The 15,156-nt window shown below is 58.8% G+C and carries 17 protein-coding genes; 14 read left to right on the top strand and 3 right to left on the bottom strand.

Features of this window, described 5'->3' with window-relative positions:
• The first annotated feature begins 1 nt into the window (after nt 1).
• The 6 genes from ACFO6X_RS11110 (at nt 2) to ACFO6X_RS11085 (ending at nt 7,108) form a co-directional block, all read left to right on the top strand.
• Nucleotides 2-637 carry a protein phosphatase CheZ gene (locus ACFO6X_RS11110; protein WP_382432995.1) on the top strand — a complete coding sequence of 212 codons (636 nt, stop codon included), beginning with the start codon at nt 2-4 and terminating at the stop codon, nt 635-637.
• Nucleotides 638-745: 108 nt separating this feature from the next.
• Nucleotides 746-1,897, top strand: a complete 1,152-nt coding sequence (locus ACFO6X_RS11105) for an EscU/YscU/HrcU family type III secretion system export apparatus switch protein (protein ID WP_382432993.1) — start codon at nt 746-748, stop codon at nt 1,895-1,897.
• Nucleotides 1,894-3,981, top strand: coding sequence for a flagellar biosynthesis protein FlhA (gene flhA / locus ACFO6X_RS11100; RefSeq protein WP_382432991.1), 2,088 nt, complete (start codon nt 1,894-1,896; stop codon nt 3,979-3,981). The genes ACFO6X_RS11105 and flhA overlap by 4 nt, the downstream gene beginning before the upstream one ends.
• Nucleotides 3,978-5,567: a flagellar biosynthesis protein FlhF gene (gene flhF, locus ACFO6X_RS11095; RefSeq protein ID WP_382432989.1), complete on the top strand. Its 1,590-nt coding sequence runs from the start codon at nt 3,978-3,980 to the stop codon at nt 5,565-5,567. The genes flhA and flhF overlap by 4 nt, the downstream gene beginning before the upstream one ends.
• Complete coding sequence (locus ACFO6X_RS11090) at nt 5,560-6,375, top strand: hypothetical protein (RefSeq protein WP_382432987.1); 816 nt, start codon at nt 5,560-5,562, stop codon at nt 6,373-6,375. The genes flhF and ACFO6X_RS11090 overlap by 8 nt, the downstream gene beginning before the upstream one ends.
• 13 nt (nt 6,376-6,388) lie before the next feature.
• Nucleotides 6,389-7,108: an RNA polymerase sigma factor FliA gene (locus ACFO6X_RS11085; RefSeq protein WP_382432985.1), complete on the top strand. Its 720-nt coding sequence runs from the start codon at nt 6,389-6,391 to the stop codon at nt 7,106-7,108.
• 70 nt (nt 7,109-7,178) lie between these two features.
• Here the strand turns inward: ACFO6X_RS11085 and ACFO6X_RS11080 are convergent, their stop codons facing one another.
• The 3 genes from ACFO6X_RS11080 to flgA form a co-directional block, all read right to left on the bottom strand.
• Nucleotides 7,179-7,571 carry a hypothetical protein gene (locus tag ACFO6X_RS11080; RefSeq protein WP_382432983.1) on the bottom strand — a complete coding sequence of 131 codons (393 nt, stop codon included), beginning with the start codon at nt 7,569-7,571 and terminating at the stop codon, nt 7,179-7,181.
• A gap of 56 nt (nt 7,572-7,627) precedes the next feature.
• Complete coding sequence (flgM, locus tag ACFO6X_RS11075; RefSeq protein WP_382432981.1) at nt 7,628-7,948, bottom strand: flagellar biosynthesis anti-sigma factor FlgM; 321 nt, start codon at nt 7,946-7,948, stop codon at nt 7,628-7,630.
• Nucleotides 7,949-8,043: 95 nt separating this feature from the next.
• Nucleotides 8,044-8,811, bottom strand: coding sequence for a flagellar basal body P-ring formation chaperone FlgA (gene flgA / locus ACFO6X_RS11070; RefSeq protein WP_382432979.1), 768 nt, complete (start codon nt 8,809-8,811; stop codon nt 8,044-8,046).
• A gap of 259 nt (nt 8,812-9,070) precedes the next feature.
• Here flgA and flgB point away from each other — a divergent pair, with 259 nt between their 5' ends.
• From flgB to ACFO6X_RS11030, 8 genes are all read left to right on the top strand, one after another.
• Nucleotides 9,071-9,514, top strand: coding sequence for a flagellar basal body rod protein FlgB (gene flgB / locus ACFO6X_RS11065; RefSeq protein ID WP_382432977.1), 444 nt, complete (start codon nt 9,071-9,073; stop codon nt 9,512-9,514).
• Between the two features lie 28 nt (nt 9,515-9,542).
• Nucleotides 9,543-9,947, top strand: a complete 405-nt coding sequence (flgC, locus tag ACFO6X_RS11060) for a flagellar basal body rod protein FlgC (RefSeq protein WP_382432975.1) — start codon at nt 9,543-9,545, stop codon at nt 9,945-9,947.
• A gap of 37 nt (nt 9,948-9,984) precedes the next feature.
• Complete coding sequence (locus ACFO6X_RS11055) at nt 9,985-10,650, top strand: flagellar hook assembly protein FlgD (protein WP_382432973.1); 666 nt, start codon at nt 9,985-9,987, stop codon at nt 10,648-10,650.
• A gap of 37 nt (nt 10,651-10,687) precedes the next feature.
• The gene (flgE, locus tag ACFO6X_RS11050; RefSeq protein WP_382432971.1) at nt 10,688-11,992 is read left to right on the top strand and encodes a flagellar hook protein FlgE; all 1,305 of its coding nucleotides are present in this window, start codon (nt 10,688-10,690) and stop codon (nt 11,990-11,992) included.
• 38 nt (nt 11,993-12,030) lie between these two features.
• On the top strand, nt 12,031-12,771 hold the full coding sequence (locus ACFO6X_RS11045) for a flagellar basal body rod protein FlgF (RefSeq protein ID WP_382432969.1): 741 nt from the start codon (nt 12,031-12,033) through the stop codon (nt 12,769-12,771).
• Nucleotides 12,772-12,783: 12 nt separating this feature from the next.
• A complete protein-coding gene (gene flgG / locus ACFO6X_RS11040) occupies nt 12,784-13,566 on the top strand; it encodes a flagellar basal-body rod protein FlgG (RefSeq protein ID WP_382432967.1) in 783 nt (260 codons plus the stop codon).
• Nucleotides 13,567-13,596: 30 nt separating this feature from the next.
• Nucleotides 13,597-14,295, top strand: coding sequence for a flagellar basal body L-ring protein FlgH (locus tag ACFO6X_RS11035; protein WP_382432965.1), 699 nt, complete (start codon nt 13,597-13,599; stop codon nt 14,293-14,295).
• A 98-nt stretch (nt 14,296-14,393) separates the two neighbouring features.
• Entirely contained in the window at nt 14,394-15,047 is a 654-nt protein-coding gene (locus ACFO6X_RS11030; RefSeq protein WP_382432963.1) for a hypothetical protein, read from the top strand.
• Nucleotides 15,048-15,156 lie beyond the last annotated feature (109 nt).

Raw genomic sequence — 15,156 nt, 5'->3', positions numbered from 1 at the left:
CATGGACACCAGCCACACCCCTCCTGCGACCAGCACTCCGGTGAGTGATGTACACCAGCGGATTGGCGTTCTGACGCGTCAGTTACACGACTCGCTCAATGAGCTGGGCTATGCCAAAAAGCTACGCAGCAGCATGAGCGAATTGCCCGATGCCCAAAGCCGCCTGTCGTACATCGCTCGGCTGACGGGTGAGGCCGCAGAGAAAGTGCTGGGGCGCGTAGAGCAGGCCAAGGCACAAAATGATCTGTTGGCCGAAGAAACCCGGCGGGTCACAGCCTCGCTGGTGAAAGACCCAGTGGCTGCGGTGGCCAAGGGTGAAATCATGAATTTCCTCAACGACGTTGAGCAAATTGCCCGTACTTCGGACGAGCATTTGACCGAAATCATGATGGCACAGGACTTTCATGACCTCACCGGCCAAGTCATCGCCCGTGTGGTGTCTTTGGCCGCCACAATTGAGGAGCAACTGGTGCAATTGGTGCTGGACACAGCCCCTCCTGGGGTGGCACCACCGCCCATGCCCGTGGAGCCTGCCCATGAGCATTTGGCAGGGCCAGTGGTCGATCCAGAAAACACCCCTGATGTCGTCACCGATCAATCCGAGGTGGATGACCTGTTGGCCAGTCTGGGCTTCTAACCCACCACCACCTTCACAGCCCGAATAAGCGGTGCCAGTGGCCCGCTTATCGGGCTTTAGATTTTGTCGCTGCTCACGACAATGGCATGACCACCCCGTCATGCCATCATGGAATCGAGCCAAGACCGCACCCTTCCCGCGACCGAGCGCAAGCTCCAAAAGGCCCGCACCGACGGGCAGGCCGCGCGTTCGCGCGATTTGTCTCATCTGGCCATCTTGGGCATGGGCGCGGCCAGCATGATGGTGTTGGCCCCTCACCTGTTGGATCGCATCCAATTGGAGATGAGCCACCAATTGGTGTTTGATGCCGCTACGGTGCGCACCCCTGCCCACATGCTGGAGCGGTTGCAACAGATGATGACTGTCGGCCTGGTAGCCAGCGGTGTGTTTGCATTGCTCACCAGCGCCGCTGCCCTGCTCAGTGCCGTGGCCTCGGGTGGATGGGTCTGGAGCTTCAAGCCCATCACGCCTCAATTTAGCCGACTCAATCCGCTCTCTGGCATCGGCAATCTCTTTTCTAAGCAGCAAATGGCCAACGTGGCCAAGATGGTGCTCATGACCTGCATCCTGAGTTTTGTGGCCTGGAAATACATGGGCAACAGCATTGAGGAGATGGCTACTTTGATTTTGCAACCCTCGTCAGATTCGATTGGCTTTGTTGCCAATTGGCTGACGGGTGGCATGGCCATGCTGCTGCTGGTCGTTTTTCTGATGGCCTTGATTGACGTGCCGTTGCAAGCCTTCTTTTTCAAAGACCGGCTCAAGATGTCCCACGAGGAAGTCAAGCAAGAGCACAAAGAATCGGACGGAAATCCAGAAATCAAGGGCCGCCAGCGCCAGCGCCAACGCGAGATTGCCGATGGTGCCAGTGTGGGGGCTGTGCCCAAGGCCGATTTTGTGGTGATGAACCCCACCCACTATGCCGTGGCCTTGAAGTACGACAATACCATGACGGCGCCACAGGTCATTTCCAAAGGCACGGACCTGATCGCCATGACGATTCGCGATCTGGCGAAGTCACACAACATTCCGGTGTTGCAGTCGCCCATGCTGGCGCGCGCCTTGTATGCCCATGCGGAGTTGGATCAGCCCATTCCGCACACCCTCTACACCGCCGTAGCCCAAGTGCTGGCCTATGTGTATCGCCTCAAAGCCGCTTTGCGCGGTGAAGGGCCGATGCCCGATGCCCTGCCCGAAGTCAACGTACCCCCCGAACTTGATCCGCTGAATCGCCAAGCCCAGCAAGGAGCGACCCCATGAGCCTTTCTGTGAACTCTGCCCGCCAATGGGTAGGCAACAATGCCGCCGCTGCCCAAGGCCTATCGGCCCCGCTGCTGGTGGTGGCCATTCTGGCCCTGATGGTGCTGCCCATTCCAGCATGGATGCTGGACGTGTTTTTCACCATCAATATTGCTGTGGCATTGATGGTGATGATGGTGGCAGCCTACATGCTCAAGCCGCTGGACTTTGCGGCGTTTCCATCGGTGCTACTGCTGTCTACGCTGATGCGCCTGTCGCTGAACGTAGCCTCTACCCGTGTGGTACTGCTAGAAGGCCACACCGGCCCCGGTGCTGCGGGGGCAGTGATTGAGGCCTTTGGTCATTTTCTGATTGGCGGCAACTTTGCCGTGGGTCTGATTGTGTTCTCAATTCTGGTGGTGATCAACTTTATCGTGATTACCAAAGGTGCCGAACGCATCGCTGAGGTGTCGGCTCGGTTTACCCTGGATGCCATGCCCGGCAAGCAAATGGCCGTGGATGCTGACTTGAACGCCGGGCTGATAGACGAGAAGGAAGCCAAGCGCCGCCGGGCCGAAGTAGGGGAAGAAGCCAACTTCTTTGGTTCTATGGACGGTGCCTCCAAGTTTGTGCGTGGCGATGCCGTGGCCGGTATTCTGATTTTGCTGATCAACATCATTGGCGGCTTCACCATTGGTGTGTTGCAACATGGCCTGTCGGCCAGCAAAGCTGCGGACACTTATATTTTGATGGCAGTGGGTGATGCACTGGTGGCACAGATTCCAGGGCTGTTGATCTCGGTGGCGGCTGCGATGGTGATCTCCCGCGTGGGCAAAGACTCGGACATGGGCCAGCAGATCGTGCATCAGCTGTTCACCTCGCCACGCGTGCTGGGCATTACCGCTGGCATCCTGATTTTGTTGGGCGTGATTCCTGGCATGCCGCACATGGTGTTCTTGGGTGTGGGCTCGGTGCTGGGGTATGCCGCTTGGGTACTGATGCAGCGGGCCAAGGTGCCCCCACCATCGGAAGCCCCGGCTGCCGTAGCTACACCAGCAGAAACCGATGCTACTTGGGATGATCTGCAACCCGTAGACTTGCTGGGTCTGGAGTTGGGCTACCGTTTGATTGCGCTGGTAGACAAATCCCGCCAGGGCGACCTGCTCACCCGCATCAAGGGGGTACGGCGCAAGTTTGCCCAAGAAGTCGGCTTTCTGCCACCACCAGTGCATGTGCGCGACAACCTCGAACTCAAGCCCAGTGCCTACCGCCTGACCCTGCGTGGCGTGGTGGTGGGCGAGGGCGAAGCCTTCCCCGGCATGTATCTGGCCATCAATCCCGGCGGCATCACCACGCCACTGATCGGCACCCCAACCACCGACCCTGCCTTTGGTTTGCCCGCCCACTGGATCGACGATCAGCAAAAGGAAGCGGCGCAAATGGCAGGCTTTACCGTGGTTGATTCGGAAACTGTGATGGCGACACATTTGTCACACTTGATGCAAGTTCAAGCCGCCAAATTGCTCAGCCGCACAGAGACGCAGCAATTGGTGGAACATGTTGCCAAGCTGGCCCCCAAATTGATAGAAGAGGTGATCCCGAAAATGGTTTCGATCACAACGTTCCAGAAGGTGCTGCAATTGCTGCTCGAAGAGTCGGTGCATATCCGCGATATCCGCACCATCATTGAGACTCTGGCCGAACATGCAGGCGCCATCACCGATCCGCACGAGCTGGCACGCCGGGTGCGGGTTGCACTGTCGCCCGCCATCGTGCAGCAAATTTACGGCCCCACCCGTGAGCTGAGTGTGATTGCCATTGAGCCGGGGCTGGAGCGCCTGCTGGTGCAGGCTCTGGCCAATGCCAATGGCCCCTCGCTAGATCCCGGTGTAGCAGACATCCTGACGCAGCGCGCCGCCGAGATCGCGCTCAAGCAAGAAGAAATCGGGTTGCCCGCCTGCCTGCTGGTGCCCGACACCATCCGCAGCGCCATCTCCCGTCTGGTGCGGCGCGTGGCACCTCGCCTGCAAGTGCTGGCACACAGCGAAATTCCTGAAACCCACACCATCCGCATTGGGCCCATTCTCAAAGGAGCATCGGCATGAACATCAAACGCTTTTATGCAGCCACTGCACGCGAAGCACTGGCCAAGGCACGCATGACCTTTGGGGAGGGTACCGTCATTCTGTCTAACCGCACCACCCCAGAAGGCGTGGAAGTGGTTGCCACCGCAGAAGAGTCCCTGACTTCGCTAGAGCAAGCTGGAGAGCCAGCAGAGCCCACCAGGGCATCACCAGCTCCAAGCCTTAAACCTGTGGCCCCAGCCCGTGCTGCTGCCCCCCTGACAGAGCGCGAGCCTGTGGCGGAGCGCAACCCAGTGCATGAAGACACAGAGCAACTGGCGATGAGCACCCTGTCATTCCAAGACTATGTGCGCGAACGCATGTTGCGCCGCCGTCATGAGGCGTTGCAGGGGGATGACAGCAGTATCGAGAGCAGCCCCGCTCCTCACCAACCAGCCCCCGCCCGGCGCCCAGAGCCTGCCCGAACCGCCCCCGTGGCCCGCGAACGCACTGCGCCAGCGCCACAGGCAGCCACTCCTGGCCTGTACCCGCCCGGCTTTGACGTAGCGCCAGAGCACAGCCCCCCAGTGCGGGCCACAGCGCAACCCATCACAACCCGGCGTAGCACCGAACCCATGGTAGCCCCTACCAAGGCCGTAGCTCCAGCGCCTGTCCGGCAAGAGAGCGTGATGGAAGAGTTGCAATCGATGAAGGATTTGATCGAAGAACGATTCAACACGCTGTCTTGGCTAGGTCAGGCCAAGCAAAACCCGATCCAATCCAATCTGATGCTCAAACTGATTGGTGCAGGTTATTCGCCCACCTTGGCCCGTGCCGTGCTGGAGCGCCTGCCCGACAACTTCAACGCTGGCGATGCCGTGCGGTGGCTGATGGAAGTGCTGGAACGCAACCTCAAGACCGATGCAGACACCGAAAGCCTGCCACAAGAAGGTGGTATCTATGCTTTGGTTGGCACGACTGGCGTGGGCAAAACCACCACCAGCGCCAAACTGGCTGCCCAATGCGCACGCATGTATGGGGCCGCGAGCGTAGGTTTGATCACTCTAGACACCTATCGCATTGGTGCCCATGAGCAATTGCGCTCTTATGGCCGCATGCTGGGTGTGGTGGCCCATTTGGCCCACGACCAAGCGGCCCTGCAAGACCTGCTCGGACTGCTCAGTGGCAAAAAAATGGTGCTCATCGACACGACTGGTGTAGCTGCGCGCGACCCGCGCAAGCGTGACATGCTGGATGTGTTGGACTTGCCCGAAATCAAACGTCTACTGGTGGTCAATGCCAGTAGCCACGGCGACACTCTGGACGATGTATTTGCCTCGTTCAAGAGCCGGGGACCACAACAAGCGATCTTGTCCAAGGTGGATGAGGCCGTCAAACTGGGCCCACCGCTGGATGCGTTGATTCGTAACCGCATGGTGCTGCGTGGCGTGACCAATGGTCAACGGGTGCCCGAAGACTGGGAAACCGCCGATGCCAAAAAGCTGGTCAGCCTGTCGATGCGTTCTACCGCCCGCTCCGCCTTTGAACCCAAGGTGACGGATTTGAACTTCTTCTTTACCCGGCCCACCGCCTCTTTTGCCCAAGAAGGGATGGCTGGCCATGCTTGACACCCATTTCCACCAGGGCATGGGTCTGCAATGCCACCAGCCCCAAGATGAGCTGCGCCTGCTGGTGGTCACCAGCCAAGAAGACGGTGGCAAAACACTGTCTACCCTATGGCAGTTGTGCGGCCACTTACAACGCTTAGGCTACCCAGTGGTGGTGCTGGATGCCACCGCCGTGGAGACCGAGCGCGCCCCAGGCCTGCTACAGCTACTCACCCATGCCCCGTGGGCCGATGCCAGCACACATGGCGTGCATGCAGATGCGTCTGCCCTGGCCGTAGTGCCTGCAGCCCTGGGCATGCTGACGCTGGCCAACACCGCCCAGCGCAAAGGCCAAGCGGCACAAACACTGGAGCAGCTAGAGCCTATTTTCCGCCGCTATGCGGTGATGGTGCTCTATGCGCCCATCGAATTGTTGAGCACCCCTTTGTTGGCAGGCAGCAGCACCATGCCACTGTTGGTGACCAAGCCCGGCAAAAATGCTCTGATGGAGTGCTACCGCCAGATCAAGCACCTAACGCTGCATGCCAACCTGAACAGCATGGTGGCCTACGTCAGCCCCAGTGCCACCGGCAAAAAAGCAGAACAAGCCCGCAACAGCCTACAGGCACTGGAACGCTGTGTGGCCCACCACCTAGGCCAACGCCTGCACGGCACCCTTCTACCAGACAACAGCAACGCTGACTTGCAGCGTTTGGCATTGTTGCTGCTGGACAATGCCAGCGCCATTACCACGCCCAGCTCCATGGCTTGGCATGCTGGGCAATGGGCAGCCAGTTCAGCCGCATCACATCTTTTCCAGAGCCATTGACACTGCTCCAGTGATGTACACCGCCAAAGGCCAGCTTGACCGCGATGCCCTGATCCGCCAATACCTGCCGCTGGTGCGGCGCCTGGCCACACATATGCTGGCCAAGCTGCCTCCGAATGTGGAACTGGATGATTTGGTGCAGGTGGGGATGATCGGTTTGACCGAGGCGCTCTCGCGCTACGAAGCCAGCCAAGGCGTGCAGTTTGAAACTTTTGCCACCCAACGTATCCGGGGGGCTATGTTGGATGAACTGCGCAACGGTGACTGGATGTCGCGCAGTTCACGCAAAGGGCAAAAGGACATTGAACGAGCCATACAGCGGTTGGAACAGAGTCTGGGCCGTAGTCCGCTGGAATCAGAAATTGCGCAGGAGATGGGCATGGAACTGCAAGAATATCAACACCTACTGAGCAAAGTGCGCGGCACCCAATTGCTCTATCTAGAAGATTTGAGCCGTGGAGACGGCAACGGTGCCCATGATTTTCTGGATCGCCACCTCGCAGACAACCAAGCCGACCCGGCCAGTCTGTTGCGCAGCCAGCGCCTGCGGGATGCGCTGGTACAGGCCATCACCCAACTGCCCGAGCGCGAGCAGTATGTGATGAGCATGTACTACGAGCACGACATGAATCTGAAAGAAATTGCCGCCGTGCTGTGCGTGACTGAATCACGCGTGTGCCAATTGCACAGCCAAGCCATTGCACGCCTGCGTGCCAAAATGCGAGCACACTGAACAGCCGCCGCGCAAACGTGCGGCCTGCTGCCCTCTGGTATACGCCCGGTCTGACCGGGCGTTGTGCTTTTTAGCCAGCCGCACTGTAGATGCGTGCAGCACTTGCCGTGCTGGCCTGCACACCCAGCGCCACACCATAGGTGGGTGTGGGGTGAACAGGGGGTGGCAACAGCACAGCCGCCTGGCGCTCGGCCAGTGCGGCCAAACGGGCCAGACTGTCGCGCTGCACCGATAAGGTGCTGTGAATTTGCTGGATGCGCTGCTCTAACCCTTGGGTCACAGTGGCTACCTGCAAACCCTCTAGCGCAGCAATGAAGTCTACCGATACCTGGCGCATACGCTCACTGCATGTTTGCAAGGCCAGAGGATCGGCGGCCAGCAAGGCTGCCGACAATTCTTGCAATTGCAGCTCAACGGCGTGCAAGGCATGTTCGAGAAAGGCAGGAGAAGAAGGAGCAGTCATGGGAATGTGGACATCAAGGACGTGAAAAACAACACCAAACCAAAATGGCTTGGCACTCAGCCATCACGCGCTGGCACCAAGGCCAGCGACTCTTGGGCATCAGACAACAGCCGATCTGCAATGGCCCCAGCATTGATCTGGAACGTACCAGCGGCAATGGCCGCACGCACTGCCTTGACCCGTTCTGCATCAAAATCTGCGGCGGCATCCCCCGCAGACTCCAGTTCGCGGGCACCACGCGAGAAGCTGACCATGACCGGCACACCAGCAGCCCGCGCTGCTGCCGCACCTTTGGCAACCCCCTCGGCGCCCGGTGCTGCCGCCGACCGCGCCTGCGCCACGGCACTGGGCAACTCCGCTTGATGTCCTATCTTCATGTTTTTTCTCCACACCCCTGCCACTGCCGGGGCTTCAGTGCTGATGTTATCGGCGCCTGAACCGCAGACTTTAGCCACAAGGCGACAAGGCCACTTCAGAACTGGGTCTCAACCCAACCGTCTTCATTGACCACTCCCGTAATGATCTTGCCATTGGGCATACGCACCCGCACCGTATCACCAGCGCCTGCAGCCCCCATCGCCTGCCCACTACCGCTGATGGCAAAACCGCCCCCCTTGGAGAGCACGCGCACCTGTGCGCCAGCTTGAAACAGCCGTGGCGCCCGCAACATCGACTGGCGCAACGCCTGCCCCGCCGACAAAGACCGGGCCGCCACCTTGCCCACCCACTGAGCGGGATCTGCCACGACCATATCGACTTCGGCGGCCCAGTCCACTTCAGCCTGTGCTGCATCTGCCTGTGACAACACCGCTCCCAAAGCCACTGGCCCAGTCAACACCCAAGCGGGGCCGTGGGCTTTGATGGTAATGGGCAAAAATACATTCCAACGGCTAGGGCCAATGGCACAACGCAAGCCCAAACGGCTGCGCCCCCACAGGCGGGTGCCTGTGGGCAAATAGGGTTCAATGCGCTCGCACGGTGCCAAGCGCAGCCGGGGGTCTAAGGCGCCCACGACCACTTCCATACGCAATGGCACCGCCATCTGACTGGCGGCCTGGGTACTGTGCAGCATCTGCTCTACCCACTGGCGGGTGGTTTCTTCAATGCCGGGCTGCTGTGCCCATGACACGCCAGCACTGCACAACCATGCAAGCAGCCATGCCCACCTGCGCGCCACACCGACACAGGCAACACGCCAGCGGCACAACAACACCGGCACAGAAACAAGCGCAACGAGCATGAGACCTCTCTCCTGTGCTGACAAGCCGACGTCCCCATCCGCGCACCCGCGTGGATAGACAGACAAGACGGACAGACGGGCAGCGTAATAGCCCCAACTATCCCCTGTTTTTACCCCACCCAATGGCACAAACTGCACAGACAAACCAGCCTTCTTCGGTGCTTCATCCACAGGCAGCCTTTTCATAATTGCCGCACGCCCAAGCCTCTTTTTCCCCTGGCGGTGGCGCACCACGCAAACCACGGCAAAAGGCACCGCCATGATCAACAAGATGACCGAGCGACTGGACTTTCACGGCAACGCATTGCTGCTGCGGGCCGAGCGTCAGCGTGCCATCGCCAGCAATATTGCCAATGCCGACACGCCGGGCTACTTGGCCCGTGATTTTGACTTTGCCAGCGCATTGCAGGAATCCATGCGTAGCGGCCAAGTGCTAGGCCAGCAACAAGAGTTGCCCAAAGCACCTGTCGTACACCCCAGCCATATGGCATTGCCCACCGTGCAGGTAGGCCAAGCCCGCACTGGGGACAACCCAGCCGCCTTGGGCTACACCGTACAGACGCAGCCCAGTGTGGACAACAACAGTGTCGATCTGGATCGCGAACGGGCCAACTTTGTGGACAACTCCGTGCGCTATGAAGCCACGCTGCGCTTTATCAATGGCAGCGCCAAAACCATGCTCAGTGCTATTCAGGGCCAGTGAACCGGAATCGGATTAAAGGATACCTACCATGTCGATGTTCTCGATCTTCAGCGTTTCGGGCAGCGCCATCAGTGCCCAATCCCAGCGTCTCAATGTGGTGGCCAGCAACTTGGCCAACGTCGATGCGGTGGCTGGCCCCGATGGTCAGGCGTACAAAGCCCGTCAAGTGGTCTTCCAAACCGCCCCCATGGGTCCAGACAGCTCGGCAGGCGTACGCATCCAGGCCATCCAAGAAGACAACACCCCTGGCAAGCGCGTGCACGACCCCAATCACCCTTTGGCCGATGCCCAAGGCTATGTGAATCACTCCAACGTCAATGCAGTAGAGGAGATGGTCAACATGATCTCTGCCTCACGCTCCTACCAAAACAACGTCGAAGTCATGAACACGGCCAAGTCGCTGCTGCTCAAGACCCTGCAAATGGGCCAATAAAGCCCGGCCCCGCACCTCTTTCTGAAAGCGCATCGCCATGAGCACCACCATCAACTCGACCACGGCCAGCACGGCTGCCAGCGGCACCACCAGCACCAGCGGCATCAATGTCAACAGCGCAGACGCTCAGCAGGATCGTTTTCTCAAGCTGCTGGTGGCACAGATGAATAACCAAGATCCGATGAATCCGTTAGACAACGCGCAGATGACCTCACAAATCGCGCAGATCAATACGGTGACCGGCATTGAAAAACTCAACACCACTGTGCAAAGCTTGGCCAGCCAATTTGCTGCACAGCAACTGATGCAGGGCACCTCCATGGTGGGCCGACAAGTGCTGGTCGAAGGCAACCAACTGGCGGTGGACAGCGAATCCAAACAAGCTTACGGCGCGGTTGAACTGGCCAGCTCGGCCAGCAACGTCAAAGTGCAGGTGCTCGATGCCAACAACAAGGAAGTGGGCACAGTGGAGCTGGGCGCCCTGAAAGCTGGGCGCCACAACTTTGCTTGGGATGCCTCAGCTTACGAAGGCGAAGGCACCTTGCGCTTCAAGGTCGTGGCAACCAATGGCGAGACCGCTGTGGGCAGCACCGCACTGAATATCGACCAAGTCTCTGCGGTCAGCCTGAGCAATGGTGCATTGCAATTGGAGCTGGCCCGTGGCGGCAACACCACCCAGTCGGCCCTGAAGGCCGTTCTTTAATTTCATTGGTCTCATTACAGGCTAACAGGAGCACACCATGGGTTTTCAACAAGGTCTTTCGGGCCTGAACGCCGCCAGCCGCAATCTGGATGTCATCGGGCACAACATTGCCAATGCCAACACCACGGGCTTTAAAGGCTCACGCGCTGAATTTGCCGATTTGGTCGCCTCGTCCATGGGCGTAGCCAGCGGCCAGAACAACGGCATGGGCGTGGAAGTGGCTGCGGTATCGCAGCAATTTACCCAAGGCAACATCACTGCCACCGGCAACAGCATGGATTTGGCCATCAATGGCAATGGCTTTTTCAAGGTCAAACTGCCCAGCGGCCAAGATGCCTACACCCGTGCTGGTAATTTCCAGCTCGACAAGAACGGGGATGTACGCACCAATGGCGGAGCCCAAGTCATGGGCTTTGAGGTAGACCCGACCACCGGCATTGCCAGCACCACCACGGTGCCTTTGAGCTTTCCGTTGGGGGCACCGATTGCAGCCAAAGAAACTACCAGCATCACGGCAACGTTCAACCTTGATGCCCGAGCCAAGGATGCAGCAGGTATTGCTGCGCAGGTAGGCCCACCCGTTGTAGCTGCGGTGCCTGCCACGCCCCGTTCGACCTATGGCACTTCGGTGGACGTCTACGACAGCGAGGGCGTTGCCACGCCGGTACAACTGTATTTCATGAAGACCGCCAACGCCAACGAATGGGGGGTCTACACCACGTTGGATGAAACCGCACAGCCCACCGGCAGCCCGCCCTACACCATCACGTTCGATGACAACGGCAAAATCACCGGCCCAGCTGCAACGGCACCAGACACGGGCTTTGGGGTGCGCATGACCGACATCATGCCCACCAACAACGCCAACTTGACCGCAGCCATCAACAGCACCGGCACTCCGGCTGGCGTTTTTCTCGATCTCTCGGCGGTCTCCCAATTCGGCACAGCTTTTGCCGTCTCCGACCTCAAACAAGACGGCTACACCGCTGGCAACCTGACCAGCATCAACATCGGCAACGATGGCTCCATCATGGCCAGCTACTCCAACGGCGTGACCCGTGCTGAAGCCCAAGTGGCCCTGGCGAGCTTTCGCAACCCACAGGGGTTGACGCCCATTGGTGGCAATAACTGGGTAGAGACCGTTGACTCGGGTGCCTCCATGCTGGGTAAACCGGGCAGTGGCAGTTTTGGCACGCTGCGCTCGGGCGCGTTGGAAGACTCCAACGTTGACCTGACAGCCGAACTGGTGGGCATGATGACCGCCCAGCGCGCCTACCAAGCCAACGCCCAAACCATCAAGACGCAAGACCAGGTGTTGTCCACCATCGTCAATCTGCGTTAATTGCCTTAGCCCGCCCGCCCTGATTACTGAGAAACGCCATGGACCGCATCATCTACACCTCCATGACCGGCGCCAACGCTGCCGCCCACCGGCAGGCGGTGCTGTCGCACAACTTGGCCAACGTCTCTACCCAGGGCTTTCGGGCCGAGATGTCTACCTTCCGCTCTGTACCTATCCAAGGCAGTGGCTCCAGCACCCGTGTGTTTGCGCTGGAGGCAACCTCTGGTCACGTCGAGACCCCTGGGCCGGTGCAGCGCACAGGACGCAACCTGGATGCGATGGCAGTGGGCAACTCTTGGTTTGCCGTGCAGGGGCTCGATGGCACCGAAGCCTATACCCGCAATGGCAGCTTTGAAGTCACACCGGCGGGCCAACTCGTCACCAACACCGGACTGACCGTGCTGTCGGACGGTGGTGGTCCGATTGATGTGCCCCAAGGGGCAGAAGTATCGCTAGGTTCGGATGGCACCCTTACCGCCAAAACCGCAGGCCAGCCGCCTGCCACCATTGGTCGCCTGAAACTGGCTACGCCCACAGCCGAAGATCCATTCAAACGTGGCGATGATGGCCTGTTTCGCCCCGCCTCCGGCAACCCTCTGCCCAACGACGCCAACGCCCGCCTGCTGGCCGGTGCTACCGAAGGCTCCAACGTCAATGCAGTGGAAAGCATGGTGGGCTTGATTGCGGCCTCGCGCCAATTTGAACAACAGATGCGCCTGCTGCAAACCGCCGAAACCAACGACAAAACCGCCAGCCAGTTGCTGAGCATGAACGGTTAAAAGGAAAACGCCATGATCAACTCCCTGTGGATTGCCAAGACTGGCATGGAAGCCCAGCAGACCCAGCTGGATGTCATCTCGCACAACCTGGCCAACGTCTCGACCACCGGCTTCAAGCGCAACAATGCCGTCTTTGAAGATCTGATTTACCAGAACCTGCGCCAAGTAGGTGCCAACACCACCGAACAGAACCAACTGCCCACCGGCTTGCACTTGGGCTTGGGTGTGCGCACAGTGGCTACCAGCCGCAACTTTACCCAAGGCAGTTTGCAGCAATCCAACAACAGTCTGGATGTGGCTATCAACGGCAACGGTTTTTTTAGCGTGACCATGCCCGATGGCACGTTGGGCTACACCCGCGATGGCTCCTTTCAACTCGATGCCCAAGGTCGGTTGGTCACCTCTAGCGGCCTGCCAGTAGCCAACGGCATCACCATTCCGCCAGGCACCACCAGCATCAGCATTGATGCCACTGGTGCGGTGTCGGCACTGCTGCCGGGCAACCCACAACCGCAACCGATGGGCCAGTTGGCCATGTCTAGCTTCATCAATCCAGCCGGGCTCGAGCCTATGGGGCAAAACCTGTTTCGGGAATCGGCGGCCTCGGGCCAACCACAGGAAGGCACCCCCGGAACCAACGGTTTGGGCGTGGTGAAACAGGGCTATCTGGAAACCTCCAACGTGAACGTGGTGCAAGAGCTGGTGACCATGATTCAAACCCAACGGGCCTACGAAATGAATTCCAAGGCCATCTCCACCTCGGATCAGATGCTAGCCAAGCTGAACCAGCTTTGAGCACGCCCGCCATTTTCTGGAGATCGCACCATGTCTCGCTCCCCCACAGCTTTTCTGTTTTGCGCCAGCCCCGCGCTGGCGCTGTTACTCACTGGCTGTGCCAACCTCTCGCCGCCGCCACCCGTGGATGTGCTGCCCACGGCTGCACCGGCCATCAGCGCCCCCATCGTGCGCACCAGCGCCCCCATAACAGGCAGCCTGTTCCACAGTGCCAGTTACCGCCCCGCGTTTGAAGACCGCCGTGCCCGCATGGTGGGTGACACAGTGACCGTACAGATCACCGAAAACATCACCGCCAAGCAAACATCGTCTTCTACCGTCGATCGCGAGAGTGGCATCAGTGGTGGCATTACGGCCTTGCCCTTCATGAACAGCACTACGCTGACCAACAAGACCAAGATTGCTGCCGAATCCACCAACAATTTTTCAGGCAAAGGGGGCACCGAGAGTGCCAATACCTTTACGGGGTCCATCACTGCCAGCGTGATCGACGTCCTGCCCAATGGGCATCTGGTGATTGCGGGCGAGAAACAAATTGGCGTCAACCAAAATGTGGATGTGCTACGCTTCTCGGGTACGGTAGACCCACGCTCCTTGCAGCCTGGTAGCTTGGTGGCCTCCACCCAAGTGGCCAATGTGCGCATCGAGTCACGCGGCCGTGGTGCCCAAGCCGAAGTGCAGGCTATTGGTTGGCTGGGGCGGTTTTTTAACAGCATATCGCCGTTTTAATGCCGCATCCCACGGCCAAGGCCGTGGGCCACATCATCCGCTGACTCTTTCAAGGTACGGGGTTTTCTTCCCTCGTTTCTTTTTTAAGAGTGTTGACCATGCGTTCTTCAAAATTTTGGCTTGCTGCTGCGCTGGCTACAACGGCAGTATCCAGTGCGTATTCTCAAACGGCTGCAGAGTACACCAAATACTCCGTGGTGATTACCACCACAGTGCCTAAGGGCTCAGCGTCTGAAACCATCGCCAAGAGTAAAAAAACAGCGGTGCCCACCAACACCAAATATACGCCCTGTATTACGGGTGATGTGGGTCGGGATCAGCTGTCTTTTACCATCAAGTTTGATGCAGGCGATGCCGCTGAAAACCTCAGAAATTTTTATGTGGTTCTCAAATCACCCACCAACAAGCTGTACTCTCTATTGCGTGAAGTGCAAGGCGGCAGCTTGAGGGTGGTTTTTTCTGAGTCGTTGTTGGTTGGCAATACCTATACCGACCTCAGCGATAGCAGTGCCTACACCCACAGAGATAACAATCTTGGTGGCGCACAAACCGAAATACTGCTGGGTGGCAATATGCTGTTGGATGGCTTGGAACCCGGTTTGTGGTCTGTTACAGGTATTATTGCCAAAACCAACGCCGCTTTGCCCATCATGAAGCCCAGAAGCTGGGCCGCTTGGGATACGGCCTCTTTTGTGGTGGGCTCGCCTTGGCCCCTGGCTGGATATGCGTGCACAACGTATGCCATGGGTTAATGATGGCAATGTAGCCATCCAACAATAGCCCGTCATCACAACACGGGTTTATGTTGTCCGCCCTTTTTGATTTTCTTGGCACCGCACACCAAGCCACCAATGGTTAAGA

Source organism: Giesbergeria sinuosa (assembly GCF_042652905.1).
GTDB classification, from domain to species: domain Bacteria; phylum Pseudomonadota; class Gammaproteobacteria; order Burkholderiales; family Burkholderiaceae_C; genus Simplicispira; species Simplicispira sinuosa.
This window is presented reverse-complemented; position numbering and strand designations above follow the sequence as displayed.

Excerpts from the sequence above, each read along its gene's own strand:
- ACFO6X_RS11110 (WP_382432995.1), top strand. The coding sequence starts at position 2 with ATGGACACCAGCCACACCCCTCCTGCGACCAGCACTCCGGTGAGTGAT.
- ACFO6X_RS11105 (WP_382432993.1), top strand. The coding sequence starts at position 746 with ATGGAATCGAGCCAAGACCGCACCCTTCCCGCGACCGAGCGCAAGCTC.
- flhA (WP_382432991.1), top strand. The coding sequence starts at position 1,894 with ATGAGCCTTTCTGTGAACTCTGCCCGCCAATGGGTAGGCAACAATGCC.
- flhF (WP_382432989.1), top strand. The coding sequence starts at position 3,978 with ATGAACATCAAACGCTTTTATGCAGCCACTGCACGCGAAGCACTGGCC.
- ACFO6X_RS11090 (WP_382432987.1), top strand. The coding sequence starts at position 5,560 with ATGCTTGACACCCATTTCCACCAGGGCATGGGTCTGCAATGCCACCAG.
- ACFO6X_RS11085 (WP_382432985.1), top strand. The coding sequence starts at position 6,389 with ATGTACACCGCCAAAGGCCAGCTTGACCGCGATGCCCTGATCCGCCAA.
- ACFO6X_RS11080 (WP_382432983.1), bottom strand. The coding sequence starts at position 7,571 with ATGACTGCTCCTTCTTCTCCTGCCTTTCTCGAACATGCCTTGCACGCC.
- flgM (WP_382432981.1), bottom strand. The coding sequence starts at position 7,948 with ATGAAGATAGGACATCAAGCGGAGTTGCCCAGTGCCGTGGCGCAGGCG.
- flgA (WP_382432979.1), bottom strand. The coding sequence starts at position 8,811 with ATGCTCGTTGCGCTTGTTTCTGTGCCGGTGTTGTTGTGCCGCTGGCGT.
- flgB (WP_382432977.1), top strand. The coding sequence starts at position 9,071 with ATGATCAACAAGATGACCGAGCGACTGGACTTTCACGGCAACGCATTG.
- flgC (WP_382432975.1), top strand. The coding sequence starts at position 9,543 with ATGTCGATGTTCTCGATCTTCAGCGTTTCGGGCAGCGCCATCAGTGCC.
- ACFO6X_RS11055 (WP_382432973.1), top strand. The coding sequence starts at position 9,985 with ATGAGCACCACCATCAACTCGACCACGGCCAGCACGGCTGCCAGCGGC.
- flgE (WP_382432971.1), top strand. The coding sequence starts at position 10,688 with ATGGGTTTTCAACAAGGTCTTTCGGGCCTGAACGCCGCCAGCCGCAAT.
- ACFO6X_RS11045 (WP_382432969.1), top strand. The coding sequence starts at position 12,031 with ATGGACCGCATCATCTACACCTCCATGACCGGCGCCAACGCTGCCGCC.
- flgG (WP_382432967.1), top strand. The coding sequence starts at position 12,784 with ATGATCAACTCCCTGTGGATTGCCAAGACTGGCATGGAAGCCCAGCAG.
- ACFO6X_RS11035 (WP_382432965.1), top strand. The coding sequence starts at position 13,597 with ATGTCTCGCTCCCCCACAGCTTTTCTGTTTTGCGCCAGCCCCGCGCTG.
- ACFO6X_RS11030 (WP_382432963.1), top strand. The coding sequence starts at position 14,394 with ATGCGTTCTTCAAAATTTTGGCTTGCTGCTGCGCTGGCTACAACGGCA.